The organism is Pseudomonas sp. D4-21 (assembly GCF_051132125.1).
Classification (GTDB): Bacteria; Pseudomonadota; Gammaproteobacteria; order Pseudomonadales; family Pseudomonadaceae; genus Aquipseudomonas.
The window spans coordinates 4598311-4622082 of record NZ_CP071664.1; the positions used below are offsets into that span (position 1 = coordinate 4598311).

The 23772-nt window shown below is 60.7% G+C and carries 20 protein-coding genes; 7 read left to right on the forward strand and 13 right to left on the reverse strand.

Annotation, left to right across the window (positions count from 1 at the left end; translation table 11 throughout):
* Positions 1-47: 47 nt before the first annotated feature.
* Positions 48-749: a FadR/GntR family transcriptional regulator gene (locus J3Q04_RS20635; protein ID WP_434609642.1), complete on the reverse strand. Its 702-nt coding sequence runs from the start codon at positions 747-749 to the stop codon at positions 48-50.
* A gap of 96 nt (positions 750-845) precedes the next feature.
* On the opposite strand from J3Q04_RS20635, the gene J3Q04_RS20640 reads away from it, so the two are divergent.
* Positions 846-1589 carry a FadR/GntR family transcriptional regulator gene (locus J3Q04_RS20640; RefSeq protein WP_434609640.1) on the forward strand — a complete coding sequence of 248 codons (744 nt, stop codon included), beginning with the start codon at positions 846-848 and terminating at the stop codon, positions 1587-1589.
* Positions 1590-1736: 147 nt separating this feature from the next.
* Here J3Q04_RS20640 and J3Q04_RS20645 read toward each other — a convergent pair whose 3' ends face one another.
* The 7 genes from J3Q04_RS20645 to J3Q04_RS20675 all read right to left on the reverse strand — a co-directional run bounded on the left by J3Q04_RS20645 (position 1737) and on the right by J3Q04_RS20675 (position 9043).
* Positions 1737-2459: an oligogalacturonate-specific porin KdgM family protein gene (locus tag J3Q04_RS20645; RefSeq protein ID WP_434609638.1), complete on the reverse strand. Its 723-nt coding sequence runs from the start codon at positions 2457-2459 to the stop codon at positions 1737-1739.
* Between the two features lie 130 nt (positions 2460-2589).
* Positions 2590-3357 carry an ABC transporter ATP-binding protein gene (locus tag J3Q04_RS20650; protein ID WP_420764112.1) on the reverse strand — a complete coding sequence of 256 codons (768 nt, stop codon included), beginning with the start codon at positions 3355-3357 and terminating at the stop codon, positions 2590-2592.
* Between the two features lie 10 nt (positions 3358-3367).
* A complete protein-coding gene (locus J3Q04_RS20655; protein ID WP_420764111.1) occupies positions 3368-4207 on the reverse strand; it encodes an ABC transporter ATP-binding protein in 840 nt (279 codons plus the stop codon).
* Positions 4208-4217: 10 nt separating this feature from the next.
* Entirely contained in the window at positions 4218-5126 is a 909-nt protein-coding gene (locus J3Q04_RS20660; protein WP_420764110.1) for an ABC transporter permease, read from the reverse strand.
* Complete coding sequence (locus J3Q04_RS20665; protein ID WP_420764109.1) at positions 5126-6163, reverse strand: ABC transporter permease; 1038 nt, start codon at positions 6161-6163, stop codon at positions 5126-5128. The genes J3Q04_RS20660 and J3Q04_RS20665 overlap by 1 nt, the downstream gene beginning before the upstream one ends.
* 33 nt (positions 6164-6196) lie before the next feature.
* Positions 6197-7819, reverse strand: a complete 1623-nt coding sequence (locus J3Q04_RS20670) for an ABC transporter substrate-binding protein (protein WP_434609634.1) — start codon at positions 7817-7819, stop codon at positions 6197-6199.
* Between the two features lie 69 nt (positions 7820-7888).
* The gene (locus J3Q04_RS20675; RefSeq protein WP_434609632.1) at positions 7889-9043 is read right to left on the reverse strand and encodes a mandelate racemase family protein; all 1155 of its coding nucleotides are present in this window, start codon (positions 9041-9043) and stop codon (positions 7889-7891) included.
* 266 nt (positions 9044-9309) lie between these two features.
* Between J3Q04_RS20675 and J3Q04_RS20680 the strand changes: the two genes are divergently transcribed.
* Positions 9310-9726 (forward strand): VOC family protein, encoded by a 417-nt coding sequence (locus tag J3Q04_RS20680; protein WP_420764106.1) that lies wholly within the window; start codon positions 9310-9312, stop codon positions 9724-9726.
* Positions 9727-9747: 21 nt separating this feature from the next.
* On the opposite strand, the gene J3Q04_RS20685 is transcribed toward J3Q04_RS20680, so the two are convergent.
* A complete protein-coding gene (locus J3Q04_RS20685; protein WP_039592153.1) occupies positions 9748-10119 on the reverse strand; it encodes a PH domain-containing protein in 372 nt (123 codons plus the stop codon).
* Between the two features lie 201 nt (positions 10120-10320).
* On the opposite strand from J3Q04_RS20685, the gene J3Q04_RS20690 reads away from it, so the two are divergent.
* The 5 genes from J3Q04_RS20690 to J3Q04_RS20710 all read left to right on the forward strand — a co-directional run bounded on the left by J3Q04_RS20690 (position 10321) and on the right by J3Q04_RS20710 (position 16435).
* A complete protein-coding gene (locus J3Q04_RS20690; protein WP_434609629.1) occupies positions 10321-11316 on the forward strand; it encodes a TRAP transporter substrate-binding protein in 996 nt (331 codons plus the stop codon).
* A 125-nt stretch (positions 11317-11441) separates the two neighbouring features.
* Positions 11442-12437, forward strand: a complete 996-nt coding sequence (gene dctP / locus J3Q04_RS20695; RefSeq protein ID WP_434609626.1) for a C4-dicarboxylate TRAP substrate-binding protein DctP — start codon at positions 11442-11444, stop codon at positions 12435-12437.
* Positions 12438-12503: 66 nt separating this feature from the next.
* Positions 12504-13136: a TRAP transporter small permease gene (locus J3Q04_RS20700; RefSeq protein ID WP_420764103.1), complete on the forward strand. Its 633-nt coding sequence runs from the start codon at positions 12504-12506 to the stop codon at positions 13134-13136.
* Positions 13133-14416, forward strand: a complete 1284-nt coding sequence (gene dctM / locus J3Q04_RS20705) for a C4-dicarboxylate TRAP transporter large permease protein DctM (protein WP_420764102.1) — start codon at positions 13133-13135, stop codon at positions 14414-14416. The genes J3Q04_RS20700 and dctM overlap by 4 nt, the downstream gene beginning before the upstream one ends.
* A 111-nt stretch (positions 14417-14527) precedes the next feature.
* A complete protein-coding gene (locus J3Q04_RS20710) occupies positions 14528-16435 on the forward strand; it encodes an alkaline phosphatase D family protein (protein WP_434609623.1) in 1908 nt (635 codons plus the stop codon).
* 88 nt (positions 16436-16523) lie between these two features.
* On the opposite strand, the gene J3Q04_RS20715 is transcribed toward J3Q04_RS20710, so the two are convergent.
* The 4 genes from J3Q04_RS20715 to J3Q04_RS20730 form a co-directional block, all read right to left on the reverse strand.
* Positions 16524-17024: a methylated-DNA--[protein]-cysteine S-methyltransferase gene (locus J3Q04_RS20715; protein WP_434609621.1), complete on the reverse strand. Its 501-nt coding sequence runs from the start codon at positions 17022-17024 to the stop codon at positions 16524-16526.
* A gap of 171 nt (positions 17025-17195) precedes the next feature.
* Positions 17196-19928: a LuxR C-terminal-related transcriptional regulator gene (locus J3Q04_RS20720; protein ID WP_434609619.1), complete on the reverse strand. Its 2733-nt coding sequence runs from the start codon at positions 19926-19928 to the stop codon at positions 17196-17198.
* Positions 19929-20263: 335 nt separating this feature from the next.
* Positions 20264-21628, reverse strand: coding sequence for a DUF1329 domain-containing protein (locus J3Q04_RS20725; protein WP_420764098.1), 1365 nt, complete (start codon positions 21626-21628; stop codon positions 20264-20266).
* Positions 21629-21653: 25 nt separating this feature from the next.
* On the reverse strand, positions 21654-23516 hold the full coding sequence (locus tag J3Q04_RS20730; RefSeq protein ID WP_434609617.1) for a DUF1302 domain-containing protein: 1863 nt from the start codon (positions 23514-23516) through the stop codon (positions 21654-21656).
* Positions 23517-23772 lie beyond the last annotated feature (256 nt).

Genomic DNA, 23772 nt, shown 5'->3' on the forward strand with positions numbered 1-23772 from the left:
GAGCGAGCTCGCTCCCACAGTGGATGGTGATGCAGGTCATTGCGCCTTCAGTTGACCACACCCCGGACTCGCTCCAACATATTGATCAAATGCAACCGCATCGAAGCCCGTGCTGCTTGCGCATCGTGCCGCGCCAACGCCGCGTAGATCTGCTCCCGCTCGCGCACCACCAGTGCCCGGTTCTGGCCTGTCACCGACGGCCCGGCCTGTTGCACTACCTCGATCAACGTGTTGCCCACATGGGCCATGGCATCAATGAAAAAGCTGTTGCCGGTGCACTGGGCGACCTGCCGATGAAACTCGAAATCGACCCGGGCGCTTTCCTCATCCGTTGGATCAAGCGCATTCGCCGAATCGAGCGCCTCACGCATCGTTAGCAACTGATCCGGCGTGGCGCGTTGCGCAGCGATACCCGCAGCTTCCACTTCCAGGCTCAGGCGCAGTTCGATCACGGCCAGCGCGTCATAAGCGCCACCCTTGACATGTTTGCCGCCCTGGAAATCTCCCGGGCGCGCGGTGTCCACCACGAACGTGCCGATGCCATGTCGGGTTTCCACCAAGCCTTCAGCCTGGAGCCGGGACATGGCTTCACGGACAACGGTCCGACTGACGCCACGCTCCTTGATGATCACCTGTTCCGTTGGCAACTTGCTGCCCGCAGGCAGGTCGCCCGCGAGTATCTGCTGCGTCAGGTCGACCACCAGTTGCTGAGTCATGCTCAGGCGTCGATCGGTTGTGACACGCTCCATTGCACCTATCCATCAAGCCAGACGATCGCGGCATTATAGCCGCGACCTTGCCTCAAAACTCACTATAATGCCCGCTGATCTCACTAGAGCACGCCGATGACGGACCAAGCGTTATCTCCATTGAACAAGCCGCGCCGCCTGGCCGAAACGCTGGTCGACCGTTTTGCCCAGCGCATGCGCGACGGCATCCTGAAATGTGGCGAAAAACTGCCCACCGAAGTGCACATCATGGAAGCCGAAGGCGTCAGCCGTTCGGTGGTGCGCGAGGCATTGTCGCGTTTGCAGGCGGCGGGGTTGGTGGAGACGCGCCATGGCGTCGGCACGTTTGTTCTGGATATGCCGGCACCGGAAGGGTTTACCCTCGGGCCAGCGACGATTGCCACATTGTCCGACGTGCTCAACTTGCTGGAGTTTCGCCTGAGCCTCGAAGTGCAGGCCGCCGGCATGGCCGCCGAACGCGCCACGCCCGAAGCCCTGGCCGAACTGGCCCAGGCGTTGGATGCGTTGTTGCAAGGGCCGGAAAAATCCGGCACCACCATCAACGCCGACTTTCAGTTCCACTTGAAAATCGCCAAGGCGGCCGGCAATTACTACCTGATCGACATCATGAAGCACCTGGGTACGAAGCTGATCCCGCGCACCCGGATGAACTCCGCCTACTCAGGGCAAAGTGATCGCAGCGCCTACCTGCAGGGGATCAATGCCGAGCACCAGCAAATCTTCGATGCCATCGCCAGTCGCAATGTCGATGCGGCGCGGGCGGCCATGTACCTGCATTTGAGCAACAGCCGCATGCGCCTGTGTGAAACCCAACAACGCCAGGCGTTCTACAACGACTAAATGCTTGTAGGCCCCTGTGGCAAGGAAGCTTGCTCCCGCTTGGGCGCGAAGTGCCCACAAAGAAGGACTGCTGCGCAGCCCAGCGGGAGCAAGCTCCCTCGCCACGCAATTCAACTATTGCTCGAATGAGCAGTGCCGCCTCACTACTTAGAAGAAGCTGTATTTAACGCCGACCCGCAACCGCAGTTGTCGATCACTGTCCACCGAGTTGACTTTGATATCACCCACTTCAAAGAACGGCGCCCAGCGTTTATCCCACTGGTATTTAACCACGGCATTCTGCTCATAGTCGTCAGTACCGCCGTTATAGCGAATGTAGTCGGCATCGAAGTAAGTCAATTGATATTCATAGGCCCACGGTCCTTGAGGACCGTAGTTGACATAAACATCGTAACGGTTGACCTTCTGGTCGTCTTGCCCATTGTGCGGAACGTCACGGTCAATCTTGTCGCGGTCCAGCTTGGCTGAATCATAGCGATAGCGACCGGCGATACTCAGCTCTTTGGTTACTCGGTAACCCAGGCGCAGGCCCAACTTGTAGGTGGTGGACTCCTCATCGCTGTCCAGGGCCAACGAAGGCGTCAGCGTCCAGCGATCATTGATCTTATGCTGGTAGTTGACGGTAAATTCATGGCCGCTGCCGACGGTATTGTCGAAGGCGACGTCTTTCCGGTCACCGGCCGTCTTGTATTTGAGTTCACCTTCCAGGCCCACGCCGTTATCCAGCCTGATGCCGAACTTGGCGCGGTCGGCATGCATTCGAGTCTTTTCAGCATATTGATGCCGGACATTGATATAACCGGTATCCGCCTGAGCGACAACCGAGGTGAACAACGAAGCGATCGACAAAACTACGAGGGTCTTTTTCATATTTTTTATTCTTGTAAGTTGAAATCATTAGTTGGGTTGAACGCCAAATCGCAGGCGAGCGCGTACGCGCATTGAAACGTGCGGTTCAACGTGTTCTGCGGTTTAAAACAGGTACAGCGGGTCAGTTACTTCAAACGGCAATAGGTACGCGTTGAATATCGCGACTGGCTTGCACCAACAGGCGCGTGTATTCATGGTCGGCGCCATTGTTCGCGAGCAAGTGACTGTCGAGTGTCTCCACTACCCTGCCCTGCTGCATCACCGCCAGCCGATCGCACAAATGCGCAACGACCGCCAAGTCGTGGGTGACCATCAAATAGGTCAGCCCTTCCTGACGACGCAGATCGGCCAACAGATTGAGGATTTCCGCCTGCACCGAGACATCCAGCGCCGAGGTCGGCTCGTCCAACAGCAATACCCGAGGGCGCAGGATCAGCGCACGGGCAATCGCCACGCGTTGGCGCTGGCCGCCGGATAATTGATGCGGGTAACGAAAGCGAAAGCTGTCGTTCAAACCAACCTTGCGCAGGATCTCGCTGACCTTCGGCCCACGCCCGTCGATACCGTGGATACGCAGTGGCTCCTGCAGCGCGGCGTCGATGGTGTAGCGCGGATGCAGCGAGGCGTACGGGTCCTGGAAAACCATCTGCACGGTACGGTAGTGGTCCAGCGGCAGCTTGCGCGTCACTGCCCTGCCGGCGATTTGCAGTTGACCAGTCCAGTGCTGGTATTGTCCGGCCAGGCAACGCAGCACGGTGGTCTTGCCCGAACCGGACTCCCCCACCAGGCCAAACGCCTCACCTTCGCCAACGCTCAGGCCCACGTCGTGCAGTACCGCGTTCAGTGCCGCGCCGGTGCCGAAACTGAGGTTCAGGCCGGTGATTTCGATCATGCTCATGACAGGCTCCTCAAGGATTCAACCAGTGTGGGTCGCGCTGCAACACCGGCAGCGTGGCGCGCGGATGGTCCAGGCTGGGCAATGCGGCCAACAGGCCTTGGGTGTAGGGATGGGTGGCGTTATCCAGGTCGGCGGCGGCAATCGACTCGACCACACGGCCGGCGTACATCACCAGCACGCGGTCGCAGAAATGCCGTACCAGGTTCAAATCGTGGCTGATGAAAATGAGTCCAAGGTCACGCTCGCTGACCAGCTCTTCCAGCACGTTGAGCACCTGCCGGCGCACCGATACGTCCAAGGCCGAGGTGGGTTCGTCGGCGATGATCACCTGGGGATCGGTGATGACCATCATGGCGATCATGATCCGCTGGCCCATGCCGCCAGAGACTTCGTGGGGGTGCAGGTCATAGACCCGACGAGGGTCACGAATGTGCACCTTTGCGAGCATGTCCAAGGCCCGTTCCCGCGCTTGGCGATGGGGCACTTTGTGATGGGCAAGATAGGCTTCGGCGATTTGCTCGCCAACGCGCACCACCGGGTTCAGTGAATATTTCGGGTCTTGCATGATCATCGACATGCGCGCGCCGCGAATCGCCTGGATCTGCTTTTCGCTCGCGCTCAGCAAGTCGATATCGGCGAAGCGCAGGGTCTTGGCGGTGACCCGCGCCGTCGGCGGATGCAGACGCAAAAGGCTGCGGCCGACGGTGGATTTGCCCGAGCCGGATTCGCCGACAATGGCGAGTTTTTCCCGGCCCAGGTTGAACGACACATCACGCACCGCCAGCGAGGTTTTGCCCGCGTTGCGAAACTCCACGCACAAATCCTGTACCGCAAGTTTTATCTCAGTCATGACTTGTTCCTCAGGATTGGCTGCGGGGATCAAGGACGTCGCGCAAGCCGTCGCCCAACAGGTTGAAGGCCAGGCTGACCAGCATGATCGCCGCACCGGGCGCCGCCACCAGCCACCAGCTTTCGAGCATGTAGCGCCGCCCGGTGGAGATCATCGCCCCCCACTCCGGCAAGGGTGCCTGAGCGCCGAGGCCGAGAAAGCCCAGGGCGGCGGCGGTGAGGATGATGCTCGCCATGTTCATGGTCAGGCGGATGATCACTGACGACAGGCACATCGGAATGATGTGGCGCAGGATGATCCGGGGACTCGACGCGCCCTGGAGCTGGACCGCCACGACAAAGTCAGCGTTGCGCAGCGGCAGGGTTTCAGCGCGTGCCAATCGGGCTATCGGCGGCCACGCCGTCAGCGCGATGGCGATCACCGCGTGCTCCAGGCCCGGGCCGAGGGCAGCGATGAAAGCCAGCGCCAACACCAGGCTGGGGAACGAGATGAAGATGTCAGTGATGCGCATGAACAGGCTGTCGACCCAACCGCCGAAGTAACCGGAAACCGTGCCGACCAACAGGCCGATAGGGCCGACGATCACCGTCACCAGCAAGACGATGTACAGCGTGATGCGCGAGCCATACACCAGCCGGGCGAACACATCGCGACCGTACTCGTCAGTGCCGAACCAGTGCTCGCTGCTGGGCGCATGCAACGCGCCAGCAAGGTTCTGCGCCAAGGGATCGTGACCGGCGATCCAGGGCGCGAAGGCCGCGACCAGGATCAGGGTCGAGACGACGACCAGGCCGGCGAACGTCATCGGGTTGCGCAGCAGAAATCGCAGCAGCCGGGTGGCGCTGGCGACCAGCGCAGCCGTACTCGAAGCAGGCAGCGCGGCACTGCCGGCTGCGCTGGAAGCAAGGGGCAGGTTCATTAGCGAGTCCTCGGGTCGAAGATCTTGTAGAGCGCATCGCTGATCAGGTTCAGCGTCACGAAGATGAGGCCGATCAACAGAACGCAAGCCATCACCGCGTTCATGTCACCGAGCAACAGACTGCTCGTCAGGTACTGCCCGAAGCCCGGCCAGGCAAACACGGTTTCGATCAGCACCGCGCCTTCGAGCAACCCGCCGTAGGCCAGCGCAACAATGGTCAACAGCTGCACGCGAATGTTGCCGAAGGCATGGCCCCAGACGATCTTGCGTTGGGACAGACCCTTGACCCGGGCCGTGATGATGTACTCCTGGGACAGCTGTTCGAGCATGAAGCTGCGGGTCATGCGACTGATGTAGGCGACCGAGTTGAAGCTGAGGATCACCGCCGGCAGCAGGATGTGCCGCAGTGCGCTGCGAAAGGCCTCCCAATCGCCGGACCAAGCCGTGTCGATCAACAACAATCCGGTGTGACTGGGGATCAGCCCGTCATAGGCCAGGCCGATCCGCCCAACGCCGCCGGCCCAACCCAGCCAGGCGTAGAACACCAAAAAAGCCATCATGCCGATCCAGAAAATCGGCGTGGAATAACCGAACAGTGTGATCAGCCGTGCGATATGGTCACCGGCACGGCCCTGATGGGTCGCCGCGTAGACACCCAGCGGCAGGCCCGCCAGCACGCCGAACAGAATGGCCAGGGTCGCCAGTTCCAATGTCGCCGGGAATACTCGGGCGATGTCAGTGATGACTGGGTTGCCCGTCAGCAACGCCATGCCGAAATCACCGTGAACCAGATCGCCGAGATAGATAGCGAACTGGGTCCACAATGGCTTGTCCAGGCCGAGCTCTTTATATACCTGGGCATACGCCGAAGCGTCGGCGTCCGGGCCGACGATGGCCAGCACCGGGTCCAGGGGCATCACGCGCCCGATAAAGAAAGTCAGCAGCAGCAACCCCAGCAGCGTCACCGCCACCGAGCCGCCGCGCCGGGTCGCCGAAACGGCCCGGGTGGTCCAGATTGAAAAGGATGCAGTCGACATATTCATTCCTGCCTTGGCCTGCGGCCGTCGATTTCAGCGCTGCTTGTAGACGTCCCGAAGGCGCGTGGTAGCGGCGGTGTGTCCGATGTAGTTGCGCACGTCAGCGTGGATCACCACCTCATCGACCATCTGCGAGACCGGCATGATTGCCCCGGCCTGTTGGTCATAGAGGGTCTGGACCTGGGCGTACATTTGCCGCTGGCGCTCGGGGTCGCGCTCGCTCTCGGCCTGTTCGATCAACTGGTTGAGCTGCGGGTTGAAGAACGAGGTGCGCCAGCCCTGGAAGTTGCTCAACTTGGCTTCGGTGCGGTTGTCCGGGTTGTACACCAGAGCGCGCAGGCTCGAATGCGGATGGCGCTCAGCCCCGCCACCACCACGCCCCACGAGGATGTCGAACTGTCGGTCGCGCATCGCCCCGTAAATCTGGTTGCCGGTGCCGGTGATGATCGTCGCCTGGATGCCCGCCTGGGCCAGCGTCGCTTGCAGGCTGGTGGCGATGTTGATGAACGGCGGGTCGGTCAGCGAGCGAATGCTCACCTTGAAGCCTTCGGCATGTCCGGCCTCCGCCAGCAGCCGCTTGGCCTTGGCCACGTCCAGGCGATAACCCGGATCGTCCAGGCGCGCCGGCAAGCCCAACTGCATCGGCCGCTGGTTGATCACGCCGTAATGCGGCATCACCACATCGTTGATGCCCTGGTAGTCGATCAACAGACGGATCGCCTGGCGCACGCGGATGTCCTGGAACAGCGGTTGCTGCATGCTCATCGCCACGTAGTACAGCGTTCCGCGGGCGATGCTCTGAATGCGCACCTCGTCGACCTTGCCCAGCGCCTTGATGTCGGTGGCGGCCATGCCGCGCGCTACGTCCAGGTCACCCCGCTCGACCATCAGGCGCAACGCCTGTGACTCGGTCATGTTGCGCATGATCACCCGGCGCAACTTCGGCGCGCCGCGCCAATAGTCGTCATTGCGACTCATCAGGATCACATCGTTGGCCCGCCATATGTCGAGCTTGAATGCGCCTGACCCGGCCGTATGCGTAGCCAGCCAGGCCGCGCCCTGATCGTCACCGACCTGATGCTGCAAGGCCACCGAGCGGTCGACGATGAAGGCACTGGGCGAAGTTGCCAAGGTATTGAGCACCAGCAGCGGATCGGTGCTGCGCGCCAGCTCCATGACAAAGGTGTGCGGCCCTTCTGCCCGCATCAGTTTGACGACATTTTCGGCTGTGAAACCGTAAGCTTTCCAAGTCGAAGCCAAGGCGCGGTTGAGGATGACAACGCGCTGCAAGGACCAGGCGACATCCTGCGCAGTGAGCGGAGCGCCGGAGTGAAAGCGTACGTCGTCGCGCAATTGAAACGTCAGGCGCATCCGGTCCGGGCTGATTTCCCAGCTTTTGGCCAAGGCCGGAACCAGCGTGTCCGGCTGCGCCGCGTCTTGCTCCAGGAGCATGTCGTAGACGTTGGCGTTGACCTCGGCAACCTCCAGGCCCGTCGCGGCGGCCGGGTCCAGGGACAGCAGGTTGATCATGCTCATGCCCACCACCAATTGGTCGGCGGGCGTTTCGCCTTTGGCCAGGCTGACGGGCACCTGCACTGTGCACAGCGCCACGATGACACACAGCAGCCTGGACAGGCGCTTGGGCCAGAGTTTCATGGTTCAGTCCTTTTTTATATTTATATAGACTTGCCGTCCGGGCCATTCAGCCCCGGACGCAGTGCGCCATCAATGTCGGGATAATGTGTTGGCTTCGATATAGGCGAAGTTGATGTCCTCGCCCAACCCCGGCCGATCAGACAGGTGCACATAACCGTCGGCGTCCATCGGATCGACGATGCTGTTGAGATGCGCCGGCACTTGCTCGTAATCGAGGAACGGGTGCAGCAGGCCACGCTCGTACCAACGACAATTGCTGATCGCCCCCACCACGGCGAGGTTCGCCGCGCCGTTGCCGTGGACTTCGCAATCCATGCCGAACGACTCGGCCAGGTGCGCCACTTTCAGGCAGGGCCCGATGCCGCCGACGCCGGCCACGCCGGCGCGCAGGATGTCACAGGATTTGTGCGTGACCCAACTGGCGCGGCTGTGGAATTTGCCGGCGATGCTTTCGGGGCCCAGCACCGGAATATCCAGGTTGGCCGCCAGCCAGGCGTAGGACTCGGCGGAGTCTTCCATCATCGGCTCTTCGAACCAGGCGAAATTCAACTTTTCCAGGGCCTTGCCGATGGTCAGCGCGTCCATGCGGCTGTACCAGTGGTAGCCGTCGAGCATCAGCGCGATGTCCGGGCCAACCGCTTCGCGCACGGCGGCGCAGGCCTGGATATCCATTTGCGGATTTGGCGCGAAGGAAATCGGCGGCATCCAGGTGTGCAGCTTGATTGCCTTGTAGCCGCGCTCGACGAGCTTTTCGGCAAACTGGCCGTACTCATCCGGCGTCGATAGACCGCCCGGCAGATCATCGCCGCACATCGTCGAGCCGTAGGCCAGGACTTTGTCGCGGTAACCGCCGATGAGCTTGTGCACCGGCAGCTTCAGCTTGCGCCCGGCCAGATCCCACAAGGCTTGTTCCACCAGGGCCAGCGCCCGGTCGGTGAACTGCCCTGCGCTACCGCGCTGCCAATGCGCCAGGTCCTGCCAGATGCGCTCACGGTCCATCGGGTCGCGACCGATCAGCACCTTGCGCACGTAGGATTCGATGATGTGCGGTCGAATCAATTCAGGCGTACCGAACGCATAACCCTCCGATCCATCGTCACAGCTGATCCGCAGCAGGGCCATCTTGATCATGACTTCGTCGCCGGGATGAGCGTGGCCGGCGCTGTCCTGGGCGCGACGCGACGGAGTGGAAAATATTTCGACGTGAACGCCTGTGATTCTCATAGGGAGGGCACCGTGTTGTTATTTATATTTGTATGTCGTCATACAACGTGTCCGATTATTTGGGCACCTTAGCCGGCATGTCAACCCATCAAATCAACGAAAGAAGAGATTTATCTTGTCCGGACAGCTTTTTACAACCATGACAATCTTAAGAAGTCGTCATACCACAAACCACTTCCTCGCCACGAATCAGCCCGTGCCCGTTGCGGGAATCATTGGCTACAGTGACTGGACTCATTGGCGCCAGAACTCATGCGGAGGCCGACATGAAGAACTTCAGCATCGAGCGCATCGACCACATCGTCTTGCGCGTGAAAGACATCGAACGCAGCCTCGCCTTCTACACATCGGTATTGGGTTGCGAGCTCAGGAAACGTCGGGACGAGCTGGGACTGATCCACCTCGGCGCCGGTGCATCGATGATCGATCTGGTGGACGTCGACGGGCCACTTGGCCGTCAGGGTGGCGAAGCAGCCGGCGAACACGGCCATAACGTCGACCATTTCTGCCTGCGCATCGAACCGTTCGACGAACCAGCGCTGCTCGCTCATCTACACGCAGCCGGCCTGGAGGTCGAGAAAGCGCAAATGCGCTTCGGGGCGGAGGGTAAGGGCTTATCGATCTACTGCTGCGATCCGGATGGCAACCAGATCGAGTTGAAGGGGCCGTCGCTGGAGCCCTGAGCTCCAGCCGGCCTGCCGGGATCAGGCCAAGAGGTGCCTGGAGATGACCTTGGAGATTTCAACGATACCGGTCTTGCCGGTGAATTCGAACTTCACCTTGCCCAGGGACGAAAAGTAAATCTCCAGTTCAGAATCCAGGTCGAAGGTGCCGGAGGTTTCCACCGAGTACGCGACGATGTTTTTATAGGGCAGCGAAGTGAAGTCCTTTTTGCTGCCGGTGATGCCCTGCACGTTCACGGCAATGATGCGTTTGTTGGTAAAGACCACCCCATCGCGCATGGACTTGTAGGCGTCGATGACTTGTTCGCCGTCCAGCAAGAGGGCTGTGACGCGTTCGGCGTACTCATCGTTTTGCTTGAGCTTGAAGAAACCTTTGTTGTTGAAATCGATCATGGAGCGAAGTCCTTGCTGGTATTTGAGAACATCCTGCTTGCTTGATTCTGAAGGCCAGTCCCGGCAGGTGCCAAGCGATTTTACCCACCACGCCAAAACAGCCCGGCGGCCCGCATTTTATCTCCTAGACTTGCCATTGTTTGCTGTTCGCAGGGGCATCGAAGGTGTCCGTACGATAAACATAATTCCAAGAGATCCGCCATGCTCAAATCCTTGTGGAAAGCGCTCGCCTGTACATTGGTCATTACCGCATCGAGCGCCGCCATGGCAGCCGATCCCATCGTCATCAGGTTCTCCCACGTAGTCGCCGAGCAGACGCCGAAGGGCCAAGGCGCGCTGATGTTCAAGAAACTGGCGGAAGAACGCTTGGCGGGCAAGGTGAAGGTCGAGGTTTACCCCAACTCCACGCTGTTGGGCGATGACAAGGAGATGGAAGGCTTGCTGCTGGGAGACGTGCAGATCATTGCCAGGTCCCTGGCGAAGTTCGAGCAGTACACCCGCAAAGTCCAACTGTTCGACCTGCCGTTCCTGTTCGATGACATCGCGGCGGTAGATCGCTTCCAACAAAGCCCCCAGGGCCAGCAATTGCTCAAGTCCATGGAGAGCAAGAACATCACTGGCCTGGCCTATTGGCACAACGGCATGAAACAGCTCTCGGCGAACAAACCGCTGCGCATGCCCAGCGATGCGCAGGGCCTGGTGTTTCGTGTGCAGACTTCCGCCGTGCTGGAGGAGCAGTTCAAGGCGGTAGGCGCCAAAGGGCAACCGATGATTTTTTCGGTGGTGTATCAGGCCCTGCGCGCGGGTGTGGTCAATGGCGCGGAGAACCCCTATTCGAACTTTTACAACCAGAAACTGAACGAGGTGCAGAAGTACGTCACCGAGACGGACCACGGCATTCTCGACTACATGCTCATTACCACGTCCGATTTCTGGAACGGTTTGCCAGCGGACATTCGAGTCGAACTGGACAAGATCGTGGTCGAGGCAACCGCCCATGCCAACAAAGAGGCGCAGCGACTGAACCAGCACGACAAGGAACGGGTTCTGGCCGCCAAGACCACCGAAATCACCACCCTCACGGCGGACGAGCGCAACGCGTGGCGCGACAAGATGAAGCCCGTTTGGGCGAAGTTTGAAGCAGATATCGGCCCGGACCTGATCAAGGCTGCCGAAGCGTCCAACAAGACGCAGTAAAGCCGCGCACTTGATGTCACAATGCCCCGGCAAGCTAATTTCTGCCTAGACTTGCAACTGTCCCACCGTGCGTTGTGTTTTGAATGAGCCCGCACGGGCGAAACTAAAAATAAAAGGAAACCGCAATGTTTAAACCTATGTGGAAAGCACTCGTCTGCACGCTGGCTCTCAGCGCGCTGAGCACCGCCATGGCGGCTGATCCGGTGGTCATCAAGTTCTCGCACGTGGTGGCTGAACAAACGCCAAAGGGCCAGGGCGCGCTGCTGTTCAAGAAGTTGGTGGAAGAACGCCTGCCGGGCAAAGTCAAAGTCGAGGTGTACCCTAACTCCTCGCTGTTCGGCGACGGCAAGGAAATGGAAGCCCTGCTGTTGGGCGACGTGCAGATGATCGCCCCGTCCCTGGCCAAGTTCGAGCAGTACACCAAGACGGTGCAGTTGTTTGACCTGCCCTTTCTGTTCGATGACATCTCCGCCGTGGACCGCTTCCAGCTGAGCCCAGAGGGCCAGAAACTGCTCAAGTCCATGGAAAGCAAGAACATCACCGGCCTGGCCTATTGGCACAACGGCATGAAGCAACTGTCCGCCAACAAGCCACTGCGCGAACCCAAGGACGCCCGTGGCCTGAAGTTCCGCGTTCAGGCGTCGGCCGTACTGGAAGAACAGTTCAAGGCGGTGAACGCCAACCCGCGCAAGATGAGCTTCGCCGAGGTGTACCAAGGCCTGCAGACTGGCGTGGTCAACGGTGCGGAAAACCCGTACTCGAACATCTACAGCCAGAAGATGCATGAAGTTCAGAAGTACATCACCGAGTCCAACCACGGCTTGCTCGACTACATGCTGATCACCAATACCAAGTTCTGGAACGGCCTGGACCCAGACGTTCGTACCGAACTGGACAAGATCGTGGTGGAAGTTACCAAGCACGTGAACAAAGAAGCCGAGCAACTGAACCAGAAAGACAAGCAGAACATTATCAACGCCAAGACCACCGAGATCATTACGCTCACCCCTGAACAGCGCAACGAATGGCGCGAGAAGATGAAACCGGTGTGGAAGAAGTTCGAAGGTGACATCGGTGCCGACCTGATCAAGGCCGCCGAAGCCTCCAACAAGGCTCAGTAATGGGTTGGCCGGCGCTGCCGTCATGGCAGCGCCGACCTGTCGTCCTCCCTGCAGGAGATGCCATCCATGAACGCCCTTCGGCGCACTTGGGAACATTTCGAGGAAGCTTTCATTGCCTTCCTTTTGGCCGCCATGACGTTGGTCACCTTCGTCTACGTGGTCCTCAACAACCTTTATGCGGTGTTCTACAGCCTTGGCGACAACTGGCCGGCCGCCAGCGAGCCCATGTTCGCCATCGGCGACGGCATCATGGGCATGGCCCAGGCCATGACCTGGAGCAGCTCCTTGACCAAGGCGCTGTTCGGCTGGTTGATTTTCTTCGGCTTGTCCTACGGCGTGCGCACCGCCGGGCACATCGGTGTCGATGCGCTGGTGAAACTGGCGAGCAAACCGGTGCAACGCTACATCGGCGTGATCGCCTGCCTGTGCTGCCTGGGTTATGCCGGGTTGCTCGCGGTGGCGAGTTTCGAGTGGATCAACACCTTGATGATTGCCGAGATCGGCGCCGAAGACCTCGGCCACTTCGGCATCATGCAATGGCATATCGGGCTGATCGTGCCCGTAGGATTCGCGTTGGTATTCATCCGCTTTGCGGAAATTCTCGTACGCATCCTGATGAATCGTCAGACCGGCCTGGGCCTGGCTGATGAAGCGGCGGAAGCGATCAAACTGACCGATATCGAGGAAGACAAGCCATGACCATTGCCTTCCTGTTCCTCGCGCTGTTCGTGCTGATGTTTATCGGCGTGCCGATCGCGATTTCCCTGGGCCTGGCCGGATCGCTGACGATCATTTTCTTCAGCCCCGACTCGGTACGTTCCCTGGCGATCAAGCTGTTCGAAACCAGCGAACACTACACCCTGCTGGCGATTCCGTTCTTCCTGCTGGCCGGTGCGTTCATGACCACGGGCGGCGTGGCGCGACGGCTGATCGACTTTGCCAACGCCTGCGTCGGCCACATCCGTGGCGGCCTGGCGATTGCGGCGGTGCTGGCGTGCATGCTGTTTGCCGCCTTGTCCGGCTCCAGCCCCGCGACGGTGGCGGCGGTGGGCTCCATTGCCATCGCCGGCATGGTGCGTTCGGGTTATCCGCAGGCATTTGGCGCGGGTATTGTCTGTAACGCGGGCACCCTGGGCATCTTGATCCCGCCGTCGATCGTCATGGTGGTGTACGCCGCCGCGACCGAAACCTCGGTGGGCAAGTTGTTCATGGCCGGTGTGATACCGGGCCTGCTGCTTGGGACCGCCTTGATGGTGGTGATCTACATTGTCGCGGTGAAGAAAAACCTGCCGGCCATGCCCAGGGCAACCTTGCGTGAATGGCTGACGGCAGCGCGCAAGGCAGGCTGGGGCCTGCTGCTCATGGTGATCATCCTCGGGGGGATTTATTCGGGGATGTTCACACCCACCGAAGCAGCAGCCGTGGCGGCGGTCTACTCGGCGTTTATCGCACTGTTCGTCTACAAGGACCTGACGTTCCGCGAAACGCCCAAGGTGCTGTTGGAGTCGGCCAAGTTGAGCATCATGCTGATGTTCATCATCGCCAACGCCATGCTCTTCGCCCACGTGCTGACCACCGAGCAACTGCCGCAGCAGATCACTGCGTGGGTGATCGAAGCCGGGCTGACGCCGGTGACCTTCCTGCTGGTGGTGAACATCGTGCTGCTGATTGCCGGTGCGTTCATGGAGCCGTCGGCGATCATCCTGATCCTGGCGCCGATCCTGTTCCCCATCGCCATGAAACTGGGCATCGACCCGATCCACCTGGGCATCATCATGGTGGTGAACCTGGAGATCGGCCTGATCACACCGCCGGTGGGGCTGAACCTGTTCGTCACCTCGGCGGTGACAGGCATGTCGTTGACAGCGACCATCCGCGCGGCCATGCCGTGGCTGATGATCCTGCTGGCGTTCCTGGTGCTGATTACTTATGTGCCATGGATCTCGTTGGCATTGCCGAACTGGCTGGGCATGAGCTAAGTCTTGTGGCGAGGGAGCTTGCTCCCTCGCCACACCAGTGCAGCCTCCACAGCCCTCGGGCACATTGCGTTATGATCCTCGCTTTCTTTTGAAAGCAGAGCTTTTCCACGCATGTTGCCGTCCTCTTCCGACACCTCTTGCACCCTGCCCTCCGTCCTTGTAGGCCCGCTGCTTCGGCGGCTGGAGCCCCGGCGGCTGGTGATGTGGCTGGTGGGCTCGCGGCCGTTGGCGTTGACCTTGCGGCTGGACGGCGCAGCCGATCTGCAACTCGACGCCCTGCATTGCACGGTGGTGCCGGTGGGCCGCCACGCGTTTGTGCATTTGATCGATGTGCAACTCGATACCGCCCTGCCGCTGGACGCGGCGATTGACTATGACCTGCTGGTGGACGGTGCCGGCATCGCCGAATGGGCGCCGCATCTGGTGTATGACGATGCACGGTGTCCAAGTTTCATGGTGCATTCGCGCATCGACCAACTGGTCCACGGCTCCTGCCGCAAACCCCATTTCCCCGCCAACGACGGATTGCTCTGCGTCGACCGGTTGTTGGCGCAATCCCCCGAACAACGGCCGGCGCTGCTGATGATGAGCGGCGACCAGGTGTATGCCGATGATGTGGCGGGCCCGATGCTGCGGGCGATCCATGCCTTGATCGAGCGCCTTGGGCTGTTTGAAGAGTGCCTTGAAGGCGCGGTGGTGCAAGACAGCGCCAAGCTTTACCAACACCCGGCCAGTTACTACCACCGCGCCGATCTGCTGCCGGCACTGGAAAGCAACGAAACCCTGCGGGAACGATTTTTCGGCGGGGCGCGCAAGCCGATCTTTACCAGCAGCAGCGCCGATAATCACTTGGTGACCTTCGCTGAAGTCATGGCGATGTATTTGCTGGTGTGGTCACCCGTGCCGTGGACGCTGATCGATCCGCAACCGCCGGAACTGACCGTCGAACGGCGCCAGCGCTACGAGCTGGAACACCAACGGATCGAGGCCTTCAAGACCGGGCTGGACGGCGTGGCGCGGGTATTTGCTCACCTGTCCTGCCTGATGATCTTCGATGATCACGACATCACGGACGACTGGAACCTGTCCGCCCAATGGGAAGAAACCGCCTACGGTCATCCCTTCTCCAAGCGCATCATCGGCAATGCATTGATCGCCTACATGCTCTGCCAGGGCTGGGGCAACAACCCGGATGCCTTTGGTGAGGTCATCCAGCAAACCGTGGCCTTGAGCGGAACCGCCCAGGACCGCTACATCGACAGCGCCCCCCAGGATGCGTTGATCGATAGATTGCTCAGTTTCCAACAATGGCATTACGTGTTGCCGACGACCCCGGCGCTGGTGGTCCTCGACACCCGTACTCGCCGTTGGCGCAGCGAGAACAGTCTCAAGCAGCCGTCGGGCCTGCTGGATTGGGAGGCCCTGAGCGAACTGCAACAAGAATTGCTCGACCACCCTTCGGCGATCATCGTCTCGCCGGCGCCGATTTTTGGCGTCAAGCTGATCGAGACCGTACAACGGGTGTTCAGCTGGTGCGGCTACCCGCTGCTGGTGGACGCGGAAAACTGGATGGCCCACCGTGGCGCGGCCCAGGTGATTCTGAATATCTTCCGACACTCGCGCACACCGGGCAGCTATGTGGTGCTGTCCGGCGACGTGCATTATTCGTTCGTCTACGAGGTATTGATCCCACATCGCAAGGGTGGCCCGCGCGTCTGGCAGATCACCAGCAGCGGCATCAAGAATGAATTTCCGCCGGCGTTGCTGGAGTGGTTCGACCGCCTGAACCGCTGGCTCTATTCACCCCGTTCGCCGTTGAACTGGTTCACCAAGCGCCGCAGCATGCGCATCGTTCCCCATGTCCCGGAGCACGCCGAGGCCGGGGAACGGTTATGGAACTCGGCCGGGATCGGCCAGGTATTTTTCAACGAACAGGGGCAACCGGCGCGAATCTATCAACACAATGCCGATGGCAAGCCGCCAACGCGCATGCTGTCGCCAAAAAAACCCATGAGCTGATCACTTGCTGTCAGAGGTCATCAACGCCTATGCAACTGAACGACCGCTTTCGCGAGCAAGCTCGCTCCCATAGGGGGGTTGGGCCAGGTCAGAATGCCAGTTGCAGGCTCTGCTGGCCTTCAAGGCTGAGCAAATACTGTTTGGCGGCGAGGCCGCCGGCGAAACCGGTGAGGCTGCCGGATGTACCGATGACCCGATGACACGGGGCGATGATCGAGATCGGATTGCGGCCGTTGGCCGCCCCTACCGCCCGGGTCGCGGTCGGTTGGCCGATCTGGATGGCGATGTCGCGATAACTGCGGGTTTCGCCGAACGGGATGGTCAGCAACGCCTGCCAGACCCGCACCTGGAAGTCAGTGCCGGCGAAGTCCAGTGCCAGCTCGAACTGGCGGCGCTGACCGGCGAAATATTCAAGCAACTGGCGCTCGGCCTCCTTGAGGGTCGGGTGATTGCTGTCGAGCTCCAGCGGTCCGAGGCGCACCCGGTTGAGCCGTTCGTTTTCCCACAGGATGGCTGCCAGCTTGGCGTCGCGAGCAACGAGGATCAGCTCGCCGACCGGGGATGGGATGGTTTTGTACAACGGCAACATTCGAGTGATTCCTTGGCTCAAACCCAATAGGTGCTTGTGGCGAGGGAGCTTGCTCCCGCTGGCATGAAGCAGCCCCATGCAAAGCCTGATACACCGCGGCGCTTGATGTTGGGGTCCGCTTCGCAACCCAGCGGGAGCAAGCTCCCTCGCCACAGGTTTCTCACAGCATCGTCATCCCAACAATCCCAACGCTTTGGCCCGAGCCACGGCCTGGGTGCGGCGCTCGACGCCGAGCTTGCTGTTGATATGGCTGGCGTGGGTCTTCACCGTGTGCAGCGAGATGAACAGTTGCTCGCTGATCTCCTGATTGGAACATCCCTGGGCAATCAGTTGCAGCACCGCTCGCTCCCGGCTGCTGAGGGTCTCCACCGATGGCGCGGCCTCGACAGGCAGTACCGTCGACGGTAAACGATCGAGCAACTGTTGACGCACCTCGCTGTGCGGCGCTTGCAGCAGTTGCTCACGCAACCATTCGGGACGCTCCTTGAACAACCATTCAAATGGCTGCAGCGCCCCCCCGATGGCGGCTTCGAAAGCCTCGGCCAATGTGCCGCGCGCATCGGGTTCGCGGCCCACGCTCAGCAGCAAGGCGACTTTCTGGTTGAGCACCATCACGGCGAGCATCTGCCGTCCGGTTTGCTGGGCGTGCTGGAGCAATGCATCGAGCCGCCCTTCAGCCTGCATCGGCTGGCCGCGGATGGACTCCAGCAGGGCTTGTTGCAGCTCGACATGCAGCGGCAGTTGCGGATGGAATTCCGGTGGCGCGGCGGCCCGTTCGCCGGTGTAGGTCTGCCCCAGCCGCGCCAGCCAGGCTTCGGCCAGTTCAGTGCGACCCTGGGCCAACCAGAGCTCGCATTTCACAAGGGTGATCATCGCCAGGTAGTACACCGGCGGAACATCCCAGATATGCATCAGGCGCTCGGCTTCGGCCAGTTCGGCAAAGGCTCGGGCAAATTCGCCCGCGTGGCCTTCGACGCGGGCGATCACGCAATGGCCGATCAACACGCTGATATCCCGGCAGGCACGGGCTTCAGTGAGGCCTGCCTGCAACCGCGCCAACCCGGCCGTGGATTGCATGCGCAGCGTCAACAGGAAACCTTCGTACAGGACCAGTCGCGCGCGCACCGCATACAACCGTTGAGGCGAGAGCGCGTGCAAGCGCTGCAAGCCCTGTTTCACCTCATCGAGCGCCCTCAGGATTTCCCCTCGGGCCTGCAACACCCGGGCGCGATCGTAATGGGCCAAAGCCTCGAAGAGTGGGTTGCCGACCCGCTGCGCCAGTTCCAGGGAATCGCGGTTCAGCGCCCGGGCGCGCCACAGGTCGCCGTCGGCAATCGCCAGGTTCGACAAGGTGGACAAGCACATCAGGCGTTGGCCGTAACGTTTTTGCGGCAGGCTTTCCAGGGCTTCGGTGCAATAGCGAAGGGTGGCCTGGCGATCGCCACGGCCACGGGCGACGATGCCGCTCAGGGCCAGCCACTGGGCGAGCATGGATTTATGCGCGGTGGCCGACGGGGCCGGCAGGAAGCGGCTCAAATGAGCGGCCAGCTCCTGCGCGGCATCGAGTTGGCAGGCCAGGCCCAAGGCCCAGCTGTAGAGCACGATCAAGCGCGGCGTGCTGATGAGCAGGCTGTCGGGCAGGTCCATTTTCCAGCGCAGCAACATACCGACATTCTGTTCGGCCAGCAGTTGTTCCTCCGAAAGGTTTTGCACCAGGTTTGCCGCCACGTCCAGATGCCCGGCGCGCAGCGCCTGCTCCACGGCTTCATCGATCAGGCCTTGGGCGTTGAACCAGCGACAGGCGCGCAGGTGCAACGTTGCGCCCGGCACCATGGCTTGCGCGCTGGGCCGACTGCGCAACAGATCGGAAAACAGGTGATGGAAGCGATACCAGCGCCCGTGCTCGTCCAACGGCACGAGGAAAACCTGATGGGCCGCCAGGTATTGGAGAATTTCCTGGCTGTCGTGGGCGTCGCGCACCGCATCGCACAGCTCGCTGCAAAAACGTTCCTGCGGGGCGATGTCGTAGAGAAACGCTTGCACCTCGGCGGGCAGGCAATCGATGACTTCTTCCAGCAGATAGTCACGGATCAGCCCTTCCCCGCCGTGCAGGGCTTGGGGCAATCGCCCCTCGCTGCCGGCCTCGGAAGCAGCCAGCAGCCAGAAACGCAGCCCGGCGACCCAGCCTTCGCTGCGCTGGATCAGGTTTTCCAAGGCTTCCCCACGCAGTGAACTGCTGTGGTGCTGAAGCAGCGTCAGCGCTTCGTCGTGGGTCAGGCGCAGGTCCTGCTCGTTGAGTTCCAGCAACTGGCGCGACAGGCGCAAACGCGCCAGATGCCAGTCCGGCCGCTGGCGACTGGTCACCAGCACCAGCAACCCATCGGGCAAGTGGTTGAGGAAAAACTGCAAGCAGCGATCCAGCACCGGACTCTGGGCGAGATGGTAGTCATCGAGCACCAGCAGCAAGGGCGCCCGTGGCGATAGATGCCCGGACAGCTCGTCCAGCAGGCCGTCCAGCCATTCCTCGAAAGCAAAGGGCTGGTGGCGCTGGCGCATCTTCAACAGGCCCAACGCCTGGCCGCCCAACTGGGGGAAAAACGCCTGGAGCCCTTCAAGCAACCGCTCCAGGAAACGCCCCGGATCGTTGTCCCTGGCACTGAGCCCCAACCAGAGGCTGTGCCAATGCGTCGGCAAACCCTGGCAAAACTCCACCACCAACGAGCTCTTGCCGAACCCCGCCGGGGCGCTCACCAACAACAACCGGCCACCGAGCCCCGCGCTCAGGCGCTCGCACAACCGCGGCCGCACGACGTGGCCATCGGGCAAAGGGGGGCGATAAAAGCGCCCTTCCTGTACCGCGAAGGCTGCGCGGGAAGAATCCGGGAGTGAAGACAGATCAGTCATGGCCGGCTCTTGTTGGAATGCGGGTGGCGGCGTTGCAGATGTCCGCAGACTAGCCGTAAACGAGGACGTATTGAAGGGAGTGCTACAAATGGCTACAAAAAGACTACACATTGTTTATCGCCGTCGAGGCGAGGGAGCTTGCTCCCGCTGGGTTGCGAAGCGCCCCCCAAAGCGGACCGCCCTGGCTTATCGGATACCGTGGGAGGGTTTGATCTGGGACTGCTTCGCAGTCCAGCGGGAGCAAGCTCCCTCGCCACAAAAGATATGCGTTGGCAAAAAAAAAGCCCCGAACCAGTCGGGGCGTTTTTTCGAGGATGCGGCCTCGGGCAAAGCGGTTAGCGAACGCCTTCCTGGCGCAGCGCCGCTGGGGTGAAGTCGCTGGTGGACGCGGTGAAGCCGAAGTCGTAGGCCGATTTCTCTTCGTTCTTCATGCCCAGGGCCAGGTAACGACCGGACTGCAGGTCGTAGAGGGTTTCCAGGGCGTACCACGGCACTTGCTTGTCGTAGTAGTTCTCGGCATGGGCCTCGGCCACGCGCCACAGTTGGCCACGACCGTCGTAGTGGTCGATGACCGCCGCTTGCCAGGTGTCTTCGTCGATATAGAAGTCACGCTTGGCGTAGATATGGCGCTGGCCTTCCTTCAGGGTCGCGGTCACGTGCCAGACACGACGCAGTTCATAGCGCGCCAGGTCCTGGTTGATGTGGCCGGCCTTGAGGATGTCGGCGTACTTGAGTTGCGGCGAATCGATCTTGTGGCTGTTGGAGGCGATGTACAGCTCTTTCTTGCCTTCAAGCTTCCAGTCGTAACGATCCGGCGCGCCGTTGTACATGTCCAGGTTGTCGGAGGTGCGCAGGCCGTCGGCGGCGGTACCCGGGCCGTCATAGGCGACTTGCGGGGCCTGGCGCACACGGCGTTGGCCGGCGTTGTAGATCCAGGCCTTGCGTGGTTCCTTCACCTGGTCGAGGGTTTCGTGAACCAGCAGCACGGTACCCGCCAGGCGTGCCGGCGCGGTCACTTGCTGCTTGAAGTAGAACAGCACGTTGCCCGGGTTGGCCGGATCGAAGCCCTTGATCTTGTCGCGGAAGACGAACTGATCCTGGAAGTACACCAGGTTGTACGAACCGTTTGGCTGCGGCGTGGCCTGGGTCACCAGGCGGGTCACGCTGCCGCCGCGATAACGGGTGATGTGGTTCCAGATCACTTCGAGTCCGCTCTGGGGAATCGGGAACGGCACGGCCGTCTCGAAATTCTCCAGGCCGTTGCCGCCGCCCACCAGTTTGGTGTTCACGGCGTTTTTCTTGATGGAGGCCAACACGTCATCGGGCACGGTTGCGCCGCGATGGGTCGTGTAGACCGGCATCTTGAAGGTTTCCGGGTAGCGCTTGAACATCGCGTACTGGCCGGGGGCGAGTTTGTCCTTGTACTGGTCGACGTTTTGCGCGGTGATCGTGAACAACGGTTTTTCACTGGCGTACGGATCGGCGAGGAAACCCTTGCCGTCCACGCTACCGGCGTTCTTGGCCATGGGTTTCCAGGCCGAAATCGAACCATCGGCGTTACCCGCCATCTCGGCGCCCATCGGCGTCAGGCTCTTGCCCAGCTTATCGGCCTCGGCCGCAGGCACGGCGGCCATGACGCTGGCCGCCAGCAGGGACAACCCCAGCGCTCCGACTTGCAACAGATTCTTTGTTATTTTCATAGTGTGTCGTCCTGAAATACGGTGCTTAGAAGTTCACGCCGACGCTGAGCGCCACGAAATCCCGGTCGTCCACGGTACTGAAGTCGCCACCAAAGAAGTTGGTGTAGGCCAGGCTCGCGTTATAGGTGTTCTGGTACTCGGCATCCAGCCCGAGGCTGACGGCCTTGCGGCCTTCCTCGAAGTTGGCGCCAGGGCCTGGCGAGTAGCCTTTCACGTCATGGGACCAGGCCACGTTGGGCTTGAGGTTCACACCGGCGAAAACGTCCGGGTAGTCCCAGATGGCACGAGCGCGGTAGCCCCAGGAAGTGGCGGTGGTAAAGCCGTCGTTGTTGCAGTTGGTATTCAAGCCGGTGCTGCCAGGCAAGCCCGCGCCGTTTCCGGTGGAGGTATTGAGCAGGTCGCATGCGCCGCCAGGAAGCTGTCCTGGGCCGAACACTGGATCACGGCCGTAACGAAGGTCGGACTTGCTTTCCAGGCCGCCCACGTGGGTCACGCCAACTTCACCCACCAGGGTGAGACGGCTGGCGCCCATGACTTGGTCAAGGAAGTGAGTGAACGTGGTCTGGAATTGAGTGATTTCCTTACGGCGATAACCGTGCAGATCCTGGCCCGGTACCCCGGTGAGCAGCGAAGCGTTGCCCAGCACGGGACCGCCCAGCGGACGAACCCCGGCAAACAGGATATCTGTGGTGCTCAGTTGAACTGGTGCATTCGGCCGATAACTCAGTTCACCGCTCCATGCCGTGCCGGTGGGCAGAGTAGTGGAGAAGCTCAAGCCGTAAAGGCGTATGTCTTCCGGGTACTCGACAAAGTATTGAGAGTTGCCGGCAATGACCAGCGGAGCCAGAGGGCCGAGAAATGGCGCACCGTTGTAGACGGACTGTGGCGCACCGGTCGCACTAAAGATAGGTGCGCGGCTGTGGTAGTTCATGAAGTAGGCACCGAACTCAGTGTCCAGCGGCTCGAACATGTACTTCAGGGAAGCGCCCCATTGGCCAGTGTCCCTGGCATCACGGTCGGGTCCACGGCGCACCAACACACCTTCTTCGTTGATGTCTACGCCGTTTGCGGACAGCAACGGCAAGAACGCACCAGGAATGGTGGATCGTTTGTTCAACACCCGCAGATTGTCAGAGCACCCATCGGCAATCACATCCGGCTGGGAGAAGAACGTCCCGCAGTTATCTACGACGGTCTGATCCCACTCAATTTGGTAGAAGGCTTCAGCCGACAGGTTATCGGTCAAGCTCTGGGACACATAGAACATGTTGACCGGGATCAGGCCTTCCTTGACCTCGGCGCCTGGACGACGGAACGCGGACACGTCGACCGGGTTGATGGCGTTGATACCGCCCTGGATGAAGGTGCTCTCACCCCAGCTGACGACCTGCTTGCCCAGGCGGACCGACCCCGGTTGATCGGCAATCGCGTAATTGTGGTAGACGAATGCATCAAGGATCTGACCGCCGGAAGACTTGGCGCCTTCCTTGCGGTTGCTGTCGCTGATGTCTTTGAAAAGACGATTTTCGTCCTTGAGCTCAAAGTCGTACCAGTATTTGCCACGCACAAACACACCGGTGTCGCCGTACTTCAGTTCAAGATCGTGGATGCCCTTGAAGATCTTCGAAAACGTTTCCCCACGTTTAAAGTTCAGGTGTCCGTCATCGGACGTCTGGGACAGGCCCTTGCCGCCGTTGTTAGCACCAATCAGGTCGCGGTTGGCCTTGGCCGTGGACCAGCTCGCGCCGACCGACAGGGACGAATCGAACTGGCCTTCGATTTCACCAATGTTGAAGCTGACGCCGAATGCCGGGCCGGCGAGCGAGGAGGCAAGACTGACGGCCAGAGGCAGTTTTGCCCGGCGCCAGAAAGTGTTTGCTGAGGTCATCGACGCAACTCCATGTGTTTTATTGTTATGGCAGTGGACGTTTCCGGAAACCCTTCGCCGTGCTGGCACGCGCGTCCCATTCCGAAAAGCCTTGAGCGGACTATAGCCAGCAGGTAGTACGGCTTGATCCCTCTAAAGTGTGATTTGCAGCCCCCGACCACTCTGGAACAGTCCTTCGCCAGGCCGACGTTTGTCGGCACGGCAAGGATGGCTGAAATTTCCGATTTAACAAGACAAGCGCTTGCTTGGTGGGGCT

Excerpts from the sequence above, each read along its gene's own strand:
- J3Q04_RS20730 (WP_434609617.1), bottom strand. The coding sequence starts at position 23,516 with ATGACCTCAGCAAACACTTTCTGGCGCCGGGCAAAACTGCCTCTGGCC.
- J3Q04_RS20655 (WP_420764111.1), bottom strand. The coding sequence starts at position 4,207 with ATGACTGAGATAAAACTTGCGGTACAGGATTTGTGCGTGGAGTTTCGC.
- J3Q04_RS20680 (WP_420764106.1), top strand. The coding sequence starts at position 9,310 with ATGAAGAACTTCAGCATCGAGCGCATCGACCACATCGTCTTGCGCGTG.
- J3Q04_RS20640 (WP_434609640.1), top strand. The coding sequence starts at position 846 with ATGACGGACCAAGCGTTATCTCCATTGAACAAGCCGCGCCGCCTGGCC.
- J3Q04_RS20725 (WP_420764098.1), bottom strand. The coding sequence starts at position 21,628 with ATGAAAATAACAAAGAATCTGTTGCAAGTCGGAGCGCTGGGGTTGTCC.
- dctP (WP_434609626.1), top strand. The coding sequence starts at position 11,442 with ATGTTTAAACCTATGTGGAAAGCACTCGTCTGCACGCTGGCTCTCAGC.
- J3Q04_RS20670 (WP_434609634.1), bottom strand. The coding sequence starts at position 7,819 with ATGAAACTCTGGCCCAAGCGCCTGTCCAGGCTGCTGTGTGTCATCGTG.
- J3Q04_RS20665 (WP_420764109.1), bottom strand. The coding sequence starts at position 6,163 with ATGTCGACTGCATCCTTTTCAATCTGGACCACCCGGGCCGTTTCGGCG.
- J3Q04_RS20710 (WP_434609623.1), top strand. The coding sequence starts at position 14,528 with ATGTTGCCGTCCTCTTCCGACACCTCTTGCACCCTGCCCTCCGTCCTT.
- J3Q04_RS20720 (WP_434609619.1), bottom strand. The coding sequence starts at position 19,928 with ATGACTGATCTGTCTTCACTCCCGGATTCTTCCCGCGCAGCCTTCGCG.
- J3Q04_RS20715 (WP_434609621.1), bottom strand. The coding sequence starts at position 17,024 with ATGTTGCCGTTGTACAAAACCATCCCATCCCCGGTCGGCGAGCTGATC.
- J3Q04_RS20690 (WP_434609629.1), top strand. The coding sequence starts at position 10,321 with ATGCTCAAATCCTTGTGGAAAGCGCTCGCCTGTACATTGGTCATTACC.
- dctM (WP_420764102.1), top strand. The coding sequence starts at position 13,133 with ATGACCATTGCCTTCCTGTTCCTCGCGCTGTTCGTGCTGATGTTTATC.
- J3Q04_RS20645 (WP_434609638.1), bottom strand. The coding sequence starts at position 2,459 with ATGAAAAAGACCCTCGTAGTTTTGTCGATCGCTTCGTTGTTCACCTCG.
- J3Q04_RS20660 (WP_420764110.1), bottom strand. The coding sequence starts at position 5,126 with ATGAACCTGCCCCTTGCTTCCAGCGCAGCCGGCAGTGCCGCGCTGCCT.
- J3Q04_RS20650 (WP_420764112.1), bottom strand. The coding sequence starts at position 3,357 with ATGAGCATGATCGAAATCACCGGCCTGAACCTCAGTTTCGGCACCGGC.
- J3Q04_RS20675 (WP_434609632.1), bottom strand. The coding sequence starts at position 9,043 with ATGAGAATCACAGGCGTTCACGTCGAAATATTTTCCACTCCGTCGCGT.
- J3Q04_RS20685 (WP_039592153.1), bottom strand. The coding sequence starts at position 10,119 with ATGATCGATTTCAACAACAAAGGTTTCTTCAAGCTCAAGCAAAACGAT.
- J3Q04_RS20635 (WP_434609642.1), bottom strand. The coding sequence starts at position 749 with ATGGAGCGTGTCACAACCGATCGACGCCTGAGCATGACTCAGCAACTG.
- J3Q04_RS20700 (WP_420764103.1), top strand. The coding sequence starts at position 12,504 with ATGAACGCCCTTCGGCGCACTTGGGAACATTTCGAGGAAGCTTTCATT.